Below are 13,419 nucleotides of genomic sequence, written 5' to 3' on the forward strand. Positions count from 1 at the left end.
TCAAGAATCTGTCCGTCTAGTTTAGTTTGTCATAAACGATCAAAAATGATTTAACGACTTAAAATAACGGGATGATCATCAAGTGTACGTCCCTCAAAACGATCAACATTTGAAGAATAAAAAACGAGGATAACACGTCCAGAGTTATTATAAAAATATAATCTTTTTCCTTTAACAGCCCACGATCTCACTTGGGAAGCAATTCCTGGACAGTGTAAAGGACCAGCACGGTACCCTTGTCCAAACTTTGTTTGTGGAGTTGCAATCCGGCAAACTTTTCCTCCCATAGAAAGATTCCACACCCCAGCAACACTTGCAGGAAATAAATCAGTGGCATTACTTGGCAATTCGAGACTAGCCATTCGTCCATCGCTCTGAGAATCTCCTTTTTCATACATCGGAGCATTTGCATCTTCAGATATCGACGAAGAAGTAGACGACAGATCAGACGCTTCTAATATTGTCATTTGTTGAGATGGATAAAAAACTTCTAATGCGTTACCATCGTCATTACCATCAAACCGTGTTGTTGAACACCCCCCTAAAAACATTACAGTTGATAGTGCAACGAAAAACGAAACTTTTGAAAACGCCATGTCTGTACTCTCTCCCACGACAATAAATAAGTTCACAAAAAAATTAAGCGAATATTTGTTATAGTTACAAAGATAAATTAACAAATTAAAAAAAACAGGTTAAAATCACTTATTTTAAAAGAAATAATTTATGTACCCAATTTTATATTTATTAAACACTAGAAATTTATAATATTTTCAGTCATATATCTTTTTATAAGTAATCATTAGAAATAGAGAAGTTTCATGAAAACGCCATTTAGCAAAATGGACGGTCTTGGAAATCAAATTATTGTTGTTGATATGCGTGAAAGCACATGCGCTCTTACACCACAAGCAATCCTTGCTTTGTCGGCAGATCCTGAAATGCATTTTGATCAAATCATGGCTATCCACACACCAACCCAGAAAAAAACCGACTTCCGCATAGAAATATGGAATGCCGACGGATCAATGGCTAAAGCTTGTGGCAATGGTACCCGCTGTGTCATCGCATGGCTTAAAGATCACAATTTTGGTGAAAAATTTCATTTAGAAACTCCCGCTGGAATTATTGAAGGAAAATACCAAACCGATAATCTCATTTCTGTTGATATGGGATGCCCAAATTTCAATGCAAAAGAGATGCCTGTTTCACGTGAAATAGTTGATACCAATCACGTAGAAATTATGGCTGGTCCCCTAAAAGACGCTTGTCTCATATCCATTGGCAATCTCCATGCTATCTTTTTTGTTGAAAATGATATTCAACATATTCCATTAGAAAAATATGGGCCAAAACTTGAACATGATCCCCTGTTTCCCGAACGGTGCAATATTTCCATTGCTTGCATAACGTCAAAGAAAAGTCTAAATTTACGTACATGGGAGCGAGGGGCAGGATTAACACAAGCATGTGGGAGTGCTGCTTGTGCAAGTGCAGTGGCTGCTTATCGTCGTGGACTTACAGAGCGCCATGTTGATGTAAATTTACCAAAGGGAACACTTAATATTTTTTACCGAGAAGACGATCATATTATCATGACAGGACCAATTAAATATCACTTTAGTGGTTTTTTAAGCCCTTTAACAGGGTGTTACAAAAAGGATCACTCCTGATGGCAATAGAAATTGTAACTTTTGGTTGTCGACTTAATAGCTACGAATCGGAAATCATTCGCAAAGAAAGTACTTCTTCAGGGCTAGATCAACTTAAAGATGGTGCTATTATCTTTAATACCTGTGCTGTCACTGCCGAAGCCGTACGACAAGCAAAACAAGCTATCCGCAAAGCAAGACGTGAAAATCCTCATGCGCGTATCATTGTAACAGGGTGTGCAGCCCAAACAGAAGCACAAAATTTTGCCTCAATGACAGAAGTAGATCTTGTTTTAGGAAACGAAGATAAACTTCACGCTCATTCTTATCGTCAACTTCCTGATTTTGGTATTAATCATTCTGAAAAGGTGCATATCAATGACATTATGGAAGTACAAAAAATTGCTCCACATATGGTCAGTGCAATGCAAGAGCGCACCCGCGCTTTTGTACAGGTACAAAACGGATGCGATCACCGCTGTACATTTTGCATTATTCCTTATGGACGAGGACCATCTCGTTCAGTTCCCATGGGTGCTGTCATAGAACAAATTAAAAAGCTGATAGGTGGGGGTATCCAAGAAGTGGTCCTTACAGGTGTTGACCTTACAAGTTATGGCCACGATCTTCCTGGAAAAGCTACTCTAGGAAAATTAACTTCAACTATTTTGCATCATGTCCCTGACTTAGCCCGATTACGCCTCTCATCTATTGACTCTATTGAAGCAGACGAAGAACTCATAAATCTTTTAGCTTATGAAACAAGAATCATGCCCCATTTGCATTTATCTTTGCAAGCAGGTGATAATATGATTTTAAAACGGATGAAACGGCGTCATCTGCGCGAACATGCCATTCAATTTTGCCAAGAATTGCGTGCCAAACGTTCTACAATGGTTTATGGTGCCGACTTAATTGCTGGTTTTCCTACAGAAACAGAAGAGATGTTTCAAAATAGTCTTGCCTTAATCAAAGACTGTAATTTAACCCATCTCCATGTCTTCCCCTTTAGTCCAAGAGAAGGAACACCTGCCGCACGTATGCCACAAATCAATCGTAAAATAGTTAAGCTGCGTGCTGAAAAATTGCGTAAAGCAGGTGATATGGCTTACCAAAAGCATCTTGCTCATTTACAAAACAGTCTACAAACAATTCTCGTTGAAAAAGATGAAATCGGACGAACAGAAGATTATACTCTTGTACAAGTTAAAGGTGCAAAAGCAGGAACAATTGTTCAAGCCCTTATCGTTGATCATGATGGCGATAAATTGATTGCTGTCCCTCCAAAATTAAACGCTGCTTGAGCAGGAGAATTCTTATGACTAAATCTTTTATAAAAAAAATATTCTCTTTTAACAAATCTCAAGAGCAAGAAATTGAACAACAGATTTCTATTCCTGATAAAAGCGATATAATAGAAGAAAATAAAGGCAAAAATGAAAAGACAAAAAATAATCAAATCTCTATAAACACAGAAAAAGAAGAACAAACAAAAAATCCAGAGTCAATACTTACAAAATATGATGAAAAATCTCCATTTCTAGAATCCCATTCTGATAAAATTCCCTTTTCTGGTAAAATTATTGTCACAGACAACATCCGTGAAAAAAAGAATGAAGAAATTTTATCTGAACCTTCTGTTGAACAAAAAAAGACAGCGTGGTTTGGGCGCCTTAAAAAAGGCCTATCCCTTTCTTCACAACGCCTAAGCGGATCAATTGGCGATCTCTTTGTTAAAAGAAAACTTGATGAAGATACATTGCAAGAGCTCGAAGATATTCTTATCCAAGCTGACATAGGTGTAGAGACGGCAACACGCATCACAAATACTTTAGCTTCCAGTCGTTACGGAAAAAACCTCTCCCCAGATGATATTCATACTATTGTAGCTGATGAGGTCAAAAAAGTTCTGGAACCTGTTGCAATACCATTAGAACTTGATCTCAGCCATAAACCTCATGTTATTTTGCTGGTAGGTGTAAATGGCACTGGAAAAACGACAACTATTGGAAAACTTTCAGCCAAATTAACAGAAGGGGGATTAAAAGTTATGCTAGCAGCAGGTGATACTTTCCGAGCCGCTGCTATTGAGCAACTACACATTTGGGGTGAACGTACCAATTCTCCTGTTATTTCGACAAAATTGGGTGCAGATGCCGCCAGCTTAGCATTTGATGCTTATGAAAAAGCAAAAAAAACAAACAGTGATGTATTAATTATTGATACAGCAGGGCGTTTACAAAATAAATCTGAATTAATGGATGAGTTGGCAAAAATTATTCGTGTTTTAAAAAAACACACCCCCCAAGCACCCCACACAATCCTTCAAACTCTTGATGCAACAACCGGACAAAATGCACTCAACCAAGTGGACATTTTCAGTGATATTGCTGGTGTTAATGGTTTAGTTATGACAAAGCTAGATGGGACTGCACGAGGAGGAATTCTTGTCGCTATCGCAGCAAAATATAAATTACCCGTTTATTTTATCGGTATAGGAGAAGATATTGAAGACCTTCAACCCTTTTCTGCTTCTGACTTTGCCGAAACTATTGCAGGAAAACACGCATGAAACAGCCTTTATCTAATCTTAATTTACACAATAATTCTGAAAAAAAGATGAATAACAATAAAAAAATTTCTCTCTCACCAACACTTAAGTTTCTTTTGGAAATGGGTCCATTGGTTGCCTTCTTTTTTGCCAATTATAAGGGAGAATGGCTGATAAAAAACATTGGATTTTTTCAAAATTTTAGTAAGCCTATTTTCCCTGCAACAGCTATTTTTATGGTGGCTATTATTATTTCCCTAAGCTTATCATGGATCCTTGCAAGACAAATTCCTATTATGCCTCTTATTTCAGGAATATTTGTTTTAGTTTTTGGCTTTCTAACTCTCTGGCTTCATAATGAAACTTTCATAAAAATGAAACCAACAATCATTAATAGCTTATTTGCTTTTATACTTTTTGGTGGGATGTTTTTTAAAAAACCACTTTTACGTTATGCTCTTGATTCTACCTTAAAACTTGATGATTTAGGTTGGCAAAAACTTACCTATCGTTGGGCGTTTTTTTTCATTTTTCTTGCCATTTTGAATGAAATAATTTGGCGTAATTTTAGCGATAATTTCTGGACAAGTTTCAAAGTATTTGGCGTCATGCCTATAACAGTCCTTTTCATGCTTACCCAAATGCCTATAATTATAAAACATTCAAAAGGACTTTTTACAGAAGAGGACAAATCTGATTCTTAAAAAAATCATCACTACCGATTATTTTATAGATTCATCGCCAAACACTGTTCGGGAGAAAAAATATGTTGATTGAACAGTTTATTTGTCGAGAAGACAATTTCGGTGTACTCCTTCATGATGAAAAAAGTGGTATGACAGCTGCAATAGATGCTTCTGAAGGCAAAGCGATTCACAATGCCTTAAAGCGCCGCAATTGGACACTTGACACTATTTTTGTAACTCATCATCATCACGACCATGTAGAAGCCCTATCAGAATTAAAACAAGTTTACAACGCTACGGTTATCGGACCAGAAGCAGAAAAAGAAAAGATCAATCATCTTGATAAAACACTTCAACCTGATGAAAGTTTTTCTTTTGGCTCACACCTTCTTTTAGCTCTTTCAACACCTGGTCATACTCTAGGCGCATTATCTTACTATTTTCCTGAAAAGAATTTACTCTTTGCTGGAGATACACTTTTTTCATTGGGCTGTGGACGTCTTTTCGAAGGAACACCAGCACAAATGCTGAATTCTTTAAAAAAACTTCGTAAACTTCCTGATGAAACACTTCTCTATTGTGGACACGAATATACAAAAAATAACGCTCTTTTCGCACTAACAATTGACCCACATAATAAAAAACTCCACCAAAGAATAGAGGAAGTTTTTTTGCTACGTGCAAAAAATGCTATGACTTTACCAGTAACCTTAGGGCAAGAAAAAGCCACCAATCCCTTTCTCCGCTGGGATGATAGTGTATTGCGAAAGAACCTTGTAATGGAAGAAAAAACAGATGAAGAAGTTTTTGCTGAAGTTCGAAGAAGAAAGGATAATTTTTAACCATGCTTAAGTTCGTATTACGTTTGTTTCATCTTTTCTTTTCGTGATACATATTCAACAAACAATGGCAGAAGAAAAGGAAACAGATAATTCTTCTCTTATAGCACCTCTCATTGCAAATTATCCCTTAACGGAAGATTTTCTTTTAAAGCTGGAAAAAATTGAAAAAGAATGTAAAAACTTACTTCCAGAAAAAAATAATCTTATAACTTATGATTCTAGTATCCACTCTAGTATTGAAAACTACACTACCTATATTTCTAGTAAACCAAAACTTGTGAATATTTTAAAAGAAAATAATATAACACCGAAAGATTTTGTTGTTTCTCACCTAGCACTTCAAGCGACATTGTATGTACTTACTGATGAAGAAAATTCTACTTATGAAAAAAACTCTTTACCTGCAAGAAATATAGAATTTTCTAAAGAGCATATGTATAGAATAATAAAAATTTTAAAAGATAACTGTTAAAAAAATCTTTTTAGAACAATTGATTAACTTTGTAAACGCCGACAAATTTCATCTAATTGTTCTAATGAAGAGTAATGTATTTTTAAATCTCCACCTTTTTTACCATGTCGAATAATAACTTTCATTCCTATCACATCTGCAAGTAATTTTTCTAAAGATTTTGTTTCAGCATCTTTCTCCGTATTGGTACGCTTTTTAGTTTTAGGATTAGCTTGCTCATATGCAAGTATTTCTGTTTGACGTACTGAAAGCCCTTCACGAATAATTTTCTCAGCTAAATTTTGTGGATCATCAACGGTTATAAGACAACGTGCATGACCTGCAGAAAGTTGTCCATCAGTTAAGAATTGTTGTACTTTTTCTGGAAGTTTTAACAAACGAAGCGTATTTGCAACATGACTACGACTTTTTCCTATAACTTGCGCTAAATCTACTTGCGTATAATCATGTTCATTTAGAAGCATCTCATATCCCTTTGCTTCTTCGATAGGATTAAGATCTGCACGTTGAACATTTTCAATAATTGCCAATTCCAAAGCCGTTTTATCGTCCACATCACGAATAATAACGGGTAATTGACTTAAATTTGCACGTTGTGCTGCACGCCAGCGCCGTTCACCCGCAATCAATTCAAACCGATGAGGATGATCTCTTAAAGGCCTCACAATAACCGGTTGAACCACACCGTGTTGACGAATTGATTGTGTCAAATTATCAAGCTCTGTTTCAGTAAAATGACGCCGAGGATTGTGAGGATTACATGAAATAGATTCAATAGAAATAAATCGCTCAGAAAGACTACCGGATTCATTTAATTTATCAAAGCTTGATGAACGTGCAATATTGTTGTTTAAATTGATATCTCCAATCAATGCCGCTAATCCACGTCCTAGTCTTTTTTTTGATAGATCATCGTTCATAATTTTGCTCTTTGAGTTTTCTTACAAAAAATTTTACATTTTTAAGCAGCAGCACGTGCTTGTTTTTCACGTTGAATCATTTCTGATGCTAGACGCAAATAAGCTTGGCTCCCAGCACATTTAAGATCATAAAGCAATACAGGTTTGCCAAAAGAAGGCGCTTCTGATACTCTTACATTTCGTGGAATAACAGTACGATAAACTTTATCTCCCATAAAAGAACGTACATCTTCAACAACTTGATTTGAAAGGTTATTACGTCCATCATACATTGTTAGAACAATACCTTGGATCTCTAAAGATGGATTAAGTACGGATCGCACTTGTTTTACTGTTTCAAGTAATTGACTTAAACCTTCAAGTGCTAAAAATTCACACTGCATAGGCACTAAAACAGAATCCGCAGCCCCCATAGCATTAAGTGTTAAAAGATTAAGGGAGGGAGGACAATCAATTAAAATATAATTGAATTTTTTTTCCATTTCCGGATCATCATAGAGAGCTTTACGTAAGCGTTGTATGCGATCTTTTGATGAAGAAATTTCCATTTCCACACCTAAGAGATCAAGTGTAGAGGGAACTATATAAAGATTGGGTACGGCTGTTTTTAAAGCCGCCTGTGTAATTGAAACGCCCGAAACCAAAACATCATAAGAAGATAAAGGACGGCTATTACGATCAATCCCTAAACCTGTACTAGCATTACCTTGTGGATCAACATCCATAATAAGGACATTTTCACCAATAGCCGCTAAAGCTGTAGCAAGATTAATTGCTGTGGTTGTTTTTCCGACTCCACCCTTTTGGTTTGCAATAGCGATAATTCGTGTTTCGCTCATTTTGCTCTACCCTCTATATGATCGAATATGAGAAATTTCCAAAATAACAGAATTTTCATCAACTTTACTTTTATGTTTTAACAGATCAAAGTGCCAATTGGCAGAGGCATTTTTTATTTCTGTAGCGTAATCCCGACCTTTTTGCAAAAGAGCTATTGTTTTTTCTGTTAATAAAGGAAAAATGAGTTGTAAAAGAGTATCAAGCGGCGCTAATCCCCGTGCCGTTATAATATCAGATATGGGAATTTTTTGATATATATCTTCAATTCTAGCGTGATAAACCGTTGCTGGAAGATTAAGTTGAGCAATAACTGTTCGCAAAAAAGCAACTTTTTTCCCATTACTTTCAACAAGATTAATATGTCCTGCTTTTTTTTCTTTCAAAAAGATAGCAATCACAATTGCAGGAAAACCTCCTCCTGATCCTAAATCACACCAATGTAAAGAATGAGCATACAAAGGAAAAATTTGTGCTGAATCTAGAATATGTCGTGTCCATAGATCTGGTATAGTTGTAGCAGATATCAAATTAATATGTGCATTCCACTGAAGTACTAAAGACTCAAACTGAATTAAATTTTCCATCGTTTCACGTGAAACAGAAGGAACAATATTTAATAATTGTTGATATTTTTTTTCTGTAGAAAAATTCATTAAGCTGTTTTAGCCTTTTCACGTCGTTGACGTTGAATATGTGTAATAATAAGCGATAACGCGGCGGGTGTCATACCATCAATTTTTTGTGCATCAGCAATTGAACGCGGCGACACTTCTTGAATTTTTGATTTAAGTTCATTTGAAAGACCTGAAATTGCCTGAACATCAAGAGAAGAAGGAATTTCTAAACGTTCATCTCTCTGAAGAGAGGCAATATCTTGTGCTTGTTTATCTAAATAAACCGCATATTGTGCTTCAATTTCTAAAGATTCTGCTGTTTTAGAATCAATTGTTTGTAATTGTGGCCAAAAATCTGAAAGACGCTCTAAGGTCATATGAGGATAAGCAAGAAAATCATAAGCCGAACGCCGAATTCCATCATGATTAACATGTAATCCATGAGCAGAAGCTTCATTGGGTGTTAAAAAAAGATTTTGACATATTGATCGTGCTTGATCAAGCCGTTGTTGTTTTTTCTGATAACATTCCCAACGTATTTTACTCACAATACCCCATTTTTGTGCCAAAGGTGTTAAACGTGTATCAGCATTATCAGATCGTAAAGATAAACGAAATTCAGCACGTGATGTAAACATCCTATAAGGTTCACAAACACCACGTGAAACCAAATCATCAATCATAACACCAATATAAGCAGTAGAACGACTTATAAGTATTTCATCTAATTTACCTACTTTACGTGCAGCATTTAATCCAGCTAAAAGTCCTTGTGCTGCTGCTTCCTCATATCCTGTTGTACCATTAATTTGGCCTGCTAAGAACAAACCCGGTAAAAAACGTAATTCTAAGTTTTTTGTTAATTGTTGTGGATTAACAAAATCATATTCAATAGCATAACCAGGTTGTAAAACTATAGCATTTTCCAATCCTTCAATGGTTTTCAATAGAGAAATTTGTACATCTTCAGGAAGAGAAGTAGAAAGACCATTTGGATAAACAGTATCATCATTTAATCCTTCTGGTTCCAGAAAGATCTGATGTCCATCACGTTCTCCAAATTTAACAATTTTATCTTCAACAGAAGGACAATAACGTGGTCCTAACCCTTCAATACTTCCAGAATATAAAGCAGAGAGATAAATATTCTCGCGAATAATTTGATGTGTTTTCTCATTTGTACGTGTTATTGCACATTCAATTTGTGGTTGTTCAATTTTCTCTGTTAAAAGAGAAAAGGGTATGGGATTTTCATCTGCTTGTTGTTTTTGGAGAGCTTCCCAAGCAATTGTTTTTTTACTCAAACGAGCAGGGGTTCCTGTTTTTAATCGTCCAAGTTTTATATGATATTTTTTCAAATGTTCAGCAAGTTTTACACTTGACTGATCTCCCATACGACCAGCAGCCCATGTTTTATTACCAATATGAATAAAGCCATTTAAAAACGTACCTGTTGTTAAAACAACAGCACCAGAAAAAATTGTTCCTTGTTTTTTTAAAATAACACCTGATACACAATTATCTTTAACAACCAGATCAATAACTTCATCCTCAATAAGAGTAAGATTTTCTTGTTCTTTTAATAATTTTTGAATTGCTTTTTTATAAAGTTGTCTATCTGCCTGTGTCCGTGGTCCTCTTACTGCCGGTCCTTTACGTCTATTAAGTAGTCTAAACTGAATTCCAGCAGCATCCGCTGCTCTTCCCATAAGACCATCTAACGCATCTATTTCACGAACTAGATGCCCTTTTCCAAGTCCACCAATAGCAGGATTACACGACATTGTTCCCAATGCTGATATTTTATGTGTAACAAGCGCTGTTTTGGCTCCTACACGTGCTGAAGCTGAAGCCGCTTCACAGCCAGCATGACCACCACCAACAATAACAACATCATATGATTGCATTTAATTAATTCCGTAGAAAATATTCTAAGGTTTCACGTGAAACAGGATATAAATTACATAATCTTTATAATCTGTCTATGAAATAATCAATGTTTCACGTGAATCATTATTTACCAACACAAAATTCTGAAAAAATAATATCAAGCAAATCTTCAACATCAATATCTCCTGTAATTTTCCCAAGAAAATCACTTGCACAACGGAGATGTTCTGCACGTAAACTGAGATCAAGAGAATGATAATTAAGAGAAAATTCAATCTCTTTAACAGCCTGCTTTAATAATTGAAGTTGCCTTTTACGTGCTGGAACAATATTTCCAATTTTAGAAGCACGATAATGACAAAATGATTCAAGTTCTTTTATAAAATAATCAAAATTTAAACCAGTTAATGCGGAAAATTGTATAGACCAATGCTGATCATTTTTTTCATAAAGATCAAGCTTATTGCCAACACACCATATTTCAGCCGATGTTTCTGGTAAATCAACTTGCTTAGGATTTCCTATATCATAAACCAAAATAACCAAATCAGCTTCCCTAACATGCTGTTTAGCAATTTCTATTCCCATCTGTTCTATTTTATTTTCTGTTTTTCTAAAACCAGCAGTATCGGTTAAAAAAACAGGTAAACCACCAAGAATAATTCTCATTTCTAAAGCATCACGGGTTGTTCCTGCTTCTTCCGTTACAATAGCAACAGATCTTCCTGAAAGACGATTCATAATGCTTGATTTTCCAGAATTTGGAGCACCAGCAATAACAATTTTTAATCCATCACGTAAAATACTCGCACGTTCTCCTTCAGTAATATATTCCCGAATAGAAGTATAAAGATCCTGAACATCTTTCCAAACTTTATCAGATATTGCGTTGGGAATATCTGCTTCATCAACAAAATCAAGTTCTGCCTCAATAAAAGCACGCGCCTTCATAAGCTTATGACGCCAATCACGATAAAGCGTCGTTAAATGTCCACTTGTACCCATAACAGCTAAACGCCGTTGGCTTTCCGTTTCTGCTTCTATTAAATCAGCAAGACCTTCTGCTTGAACAAGATCTAATTTTCCTTCCATAAAAGCACGACGTGAAAATTCACCTGCTTCTGCAATACGGCATCCAGAAAATGTCGACAATTCATCGAGAAAACGATTAACGACTGCTTTTCCTCCATGTAAATGGAATTCTGCACAATTTTCCCCCGTAAAACTATGAGGAGCAGGAAAAAAAACAGTTAAACCAGAATCTAAAAAACTACCATCACGAGCAGTAAGATTTCCATAATGCATAAAACGTGCTTTAGGTAAACGACCACAAAGCGTTTTAACTATATCCACAACATGAGGACCAGAAAGCCGAATGACTGCAACCCCTGAAGGTAACAATCCACTCGAAACAGCAAAGATTGTATCCACAGGTTTTATCCTAATAAAAACTTTAATGACTCTACGTATTCATTGAATCAAAAAATTCACTATTGTTTTTTGTTTGCTTTAATTTATCAATCAAAAATTCAATTGCATCTGTTACATTCATAGATGCTAAAATACGACGAAGAACAAAAATTTTGTGTAAATCTTGTCGTTCTACCAGAAGTTCTTCCTTACGCGTTCCTGACTTTAAAATATCCATAGCAGGGAAAATACGTTTATCAGCAACTTTTCGATCAAGAACAATTTCCGAATTACCTGTTCCTTTAAATTCTTCAAAAATAACCTCATCCATACGACTTCCTGTATCAATCAAAGCCGTTGCAATAATGGTTAAAGATCCGCCTTCTTCAATATTACGTGCTGCACCAAAAAAACGCTTTGGACGCTGGAGGGCATTTGCATCCACACCACCTGTTAAAACTTTACCCGAAGAAGGAACAACTGTATTATATGCACGCCCAAGACGTGTAATAGAATCGAGAAGAATAACAACATCACGCCCATATTCAACAAGACGTTTGGCTTTTTCAATAACCATTTCTGCCACTTGTACGTGACGTATTGCAGGTTCATCAAAAGTAGAAGAAACCACTTCTCCTTTTACTGAACGCTGCATATCAGTAACTTCTTCTGGTCGTTCATCAATTAAAAGAACAATGAGATAACATTCAGGATGATTAGTGGTAATAGAATGAGCAATATTTTGAAGTAAAACTGTTTTTCCCGTCCGAGGAGGAGCTACAATTAACCCTCTTTGTCCTTTTCCCAATGGAGATATCAAATCAATCACACGTGATGACATATCTTTCTCTGTAGGATCTTGTATTTCCATTTGGAAACGTTCATTTGAATAAAGAGGAGTAAGATTATCAAAGTGGATTTTATAACGAATCTTTTCAGGTTTTTCGAAATTAATTGTATTAATTTTAAGGAGAGCAAAATAACGTTCTCCCTCTTTTGGACTGCGTATGGGGCCTTCAATTGTATCGCCTGTTTTTAAAGAAAACGACTGTATTTGTGCAGGTGAAAGATAAATATCATCAGGACCAGGAAGATAATTAGCATCAGCAGATCTCAAAAATCCAAATCCGTCTTGTAAAACTTCAACAACACCTTCTCCTATAATTTCAACGTCTTGTAGAGCAAGTTTTTTCAAGATAGCAAACATTAATTCTTGTTTGCGCATAAGGGAGGCATTTTCAACTTCTAATGTTTCAGCAAAAGAAACAAGCTCAACGGGATTTTTGCTTTTAAGTTCTTGTAGTTTCATTTTTTGCATGAAATATGCTCTTTGTAATTAAGGAGAAGATTGTTCTAAATAATTTATGGAAATTTATGAGTGAAATATTATTAAGAAAAAATATCCTACACTCAATTTTTTTAATCTGCAAGTACCATTTATATGAAATTTGTTCCTGTAATATTAAGTAATTATATGAAAAACTTGAAAAAATATAAAATCCAAATAGTATTTAATTATTTTAATAACAAAAATGTGAGTTA

At 35.4% G+C, this 13,419-nt stretch carries 13 protein-coding genes; 6 read left to right on the forward strand and 7 right to left on the reverse strand.

Annotation, left to right across the window (positions count from 1 at the left end):
• Positions 1–50: 50 nt before the first annotated feature.
• Positions 51–596, reverse strand: a complete 546-nt coding sequence (locus tag ACFILT_RS02210; protein ID WP_375678870.1) for an AprI/Inh family metalloprotease inhibitor — start codon at positions 594–596, stop codon at positions 51–53.
• 225 nt (positions 597–821) lie between these two features.
• Here ACFILT_RS02210 and dapF point away from each other — a divergent pair, with 225 nt between their 5' ends.
• The 6 genes from dapF to ACFILT_RS02240 all read left to right on the forward strand — a co-directional run bounded on the left by dapF (position 822) and on the right by ACFILT_RS02240 (position 6,203).
• A complete protein-coding gene (gene dapF, locus ACFILT_RS02215; protein WP_375678869.1) occupies positions 822–1,673 on the forward strand; it encodes a diaminopimelate epimerase in 852 nt (283 codons plus the stop codon).
• On the forward strand, positions 1,673–2,956 hold the full coding sequence (gene mtaB / locus ACFILT_RS02220; protein WP_375679502.1) for a tRNA (N(6)-L-threonylcarbamoyladenosine(37)-C(2))-methylthiotransferase MtaB: 1,284 nt from the start codon (positions 1,673–1,675) through the stop codon (positions 2,954–2,956). Before dapF ends, mtaB begins: the two co-directional genes overlap by 1 nt.
• 14 nt (positions 2,957–2,970) lie before the next feature.
• Complete coding sequence (gene ftsY / locus ACFILT_RS02225; protein ID WP_375678867.1) at positions 2,971–4,224, forward strand: signal recognition particle-docking protein FtsY; 1,254 nt, start codon at positions 2,971–2,973, stop codon at positions 4,222–4,224.
• Positions 4,221–4,907, forward strand: a complete 687-nt coding sequence (locus tag ACFILT_RS02230; protein WP_375620900.1) for a septation protein A — start codon at positions 4,221–4,223, stop codon at positions 4,905–4,907. Before ftsY ends, ACFILT_RS02230 begins: the two co-directional genes overlap by 4 nt.
• Before the next feature lie 62 nt (positions 4,908–4,969).
• Positions 4,970–5,731: a hydroxyacylglutathione hydrolase gene (gene gloB, locus ACFILT_RS02235; protein WP_375678866.1), complete on the forward strand. Its 762-nt coding sequence runs from the start codon at positions 4,970–4,972 to the stop codon at positions 5,729–5,731.
• 64 nt (positions 5,732–5,795) lie between these two features.
• On the forward strand, positions 5,796–6,203 hold the full coding sequence (locus ACFILT_RS02240) for a hypothetical protein (RefSeq protein ID WP_375679503.1): 408 nt from the start codon (positions 5,796–5,798) through the stop codon (positions 6,201–6,203).
• A gap of 23 nt (positions 6,204–6,226) precedes the next feature.
• Here ACFILT_RS02240 and ACFILT_RS02245 read toward each other — a convergent pair whose 3' ends face one another.
• From ACFILT_RS02245 to rho, 6 genes are all read right to left on the reverse strand, one after another.
• The gene (locus ACFILT_RS02245; RefSeq protein ID WP_375612765.1) at positions 6,227–7,123 is read right to left on the reverse strand and encodes a ParB/RepB/Spo0J family partition protein; all 897 of its coding nucleotides are present in this window, start codon (positions 7,121–7,123) and stop codon (positions 6,227–6,229) included.
• Positions 7,124–7,164: 41 nt separating this feature from the next.
• A complete protein-coding gene (locus ACFILT_RS02250) occupies positions 7,165–7,962 on the reverse strand; it encodes a ParA family protein (RefSeq protein WP_273790170.1) in 798 nt (265 codons plus the stop codon).
• 6 nt (positions 7,963–7,968) lie between these two features.
• Entirely contained in the window at positions 7,969–8,616 is a 648-nt protein-coding gene (gene rsmG / locus ACFILT_RS02255; RefSeq protein WP_375678864.1) for a 16S rRNA (guanine(527)-N(7))-methyltransferase RsmG, read from the reverse strand.
• The gene (gene mnmG, locus ACFILT_RS02260; RefSeq protein WP_375679504.1) at positions 8,616–10,484 is read right to left on the reverse strand and encodes a tRNA uridine-5-carboxymethylaminomethyl(34) synthesis enzyme MnmG; all 1,869 of its coding nucleotides are present in this window, start codon (positions 10,482–10,484) and stop codon (positions 8,616–8,618) included. Before mnmG ends, rsmG begins: the two co-directional genes overlap by 1 nt.
• 106 nt (positions 10,485–10,590) lie before the next feature.
• Positions 10,591–11,898, reverse strand: coding sequence for a tRNA uridine-5-carboxymethylaminomethyl(34) synthesis GTPase MnmE (gene mnmE, locus ACFILT_RS02265; protein WP_375679505.1), 1,308 nt, complete (start codon positions 11,896–11,898; stop codon positions 10,591–10,593).
• A gap of 31 nt (positions 11,899–11,929) precedes the next feature.
• A complete protein-coding gene (gene rho / locus ACFILT_RS02270) occupies positions 11,930–13,195 on the reverse strand; it encodes a transcription termination factor Rho (RefSeq protein WP_015857121.1) in 1,266 nt (421 codons plus the stop codon).
• Between the last annotated feature and the right edge of the window lie 224 nt (positions 13,196–13,419).

This window comes from Bartonella sp. AP7XZML, assembly GCF_042195745.1.
Lineage (GTDB): Bacteria > Pseudomonadota > Alphaproteobacteria > Rhizobiales > Rhizobiaceae > Bartonella.

Coding starts and splice junctions, on each gene's coding strand:
- ACFILT_RS02210 (WP_375678870.1), bottom strand. CDS start 596: ATGGCGTTTTCAAAAGTTTCGTTTTTCGTTGCACTATCAACTGTAATG.
- dapF (WP_375678869.1), top strand. CDS start 822: ATGAAAACGCCATTTAGCAAAATGGACGGTCTTGGAAATCAAATTATT.
- mtaB (WP_375679502.1), top strand. CDS start 1,673: ATGGCAATAGAAATTGTAACTTTTGGTTGTCGACTTAATAGCTACGAA.
- ftsY (WP_375678867.1), top strand. CDS start 2,971: ATGACTAAATCTTTTATAAAAAAAATATTCTCTTTTAACAAATCTCAA.
- ACFILT_RS02230 (WP_375620900.1), top strand. CDS start 4,221: ATGAAACAGCCTTTATCTAATCTTAATTTACACAATAATTCTGAAAAA.
- gloB (WP_375678866.1), top strand. CDS start 4,970: ATGTTGATTGAACAGTTTATTTGTCGAGAAGACAATTTCGGTGTACTC.
- ACFILT_RS02240 (WP_375679503.1), top strand. CDS start 5,796: ATGGCAGAAGAAAAGGAAACAGATAATTCTTCTCTTATAGCACCTCTC.
- ACFILT_RS02245 (WP_375612765.1), bottom strand. CDS start 7,123: ATGAACGATGATCTATCAAAAAAAAGACTAGGACGTGGATTAGCGGCA.
- ACFILT_RS02250 (WP_273790170.1), bottom strand. CDS start 7,962: ATGAGCGAAACACGAATTATCGCTATTGCAAACCAAAAGGGTGGAGTC.
- rsmG (WP_375678864.1), bottom strand. CDS start 8,616: ATGAATTTTTCTACAGAAAAAAAATATCAACAATTATTAAATATTGTT.
- mnmG (WP_375679504.1), bottom strand. CDS start 10,484: ATGCAATCATATGATGTTGTTATTGTTGGTGGTGGTCATGCTGGCTGT.
- rho (WP_015857121.1), bottom strand. CDS start 13,195: ATGCAAAAAATGAAACTACAAGAACTTAAAAGCAAAAATCCCGTTGAG.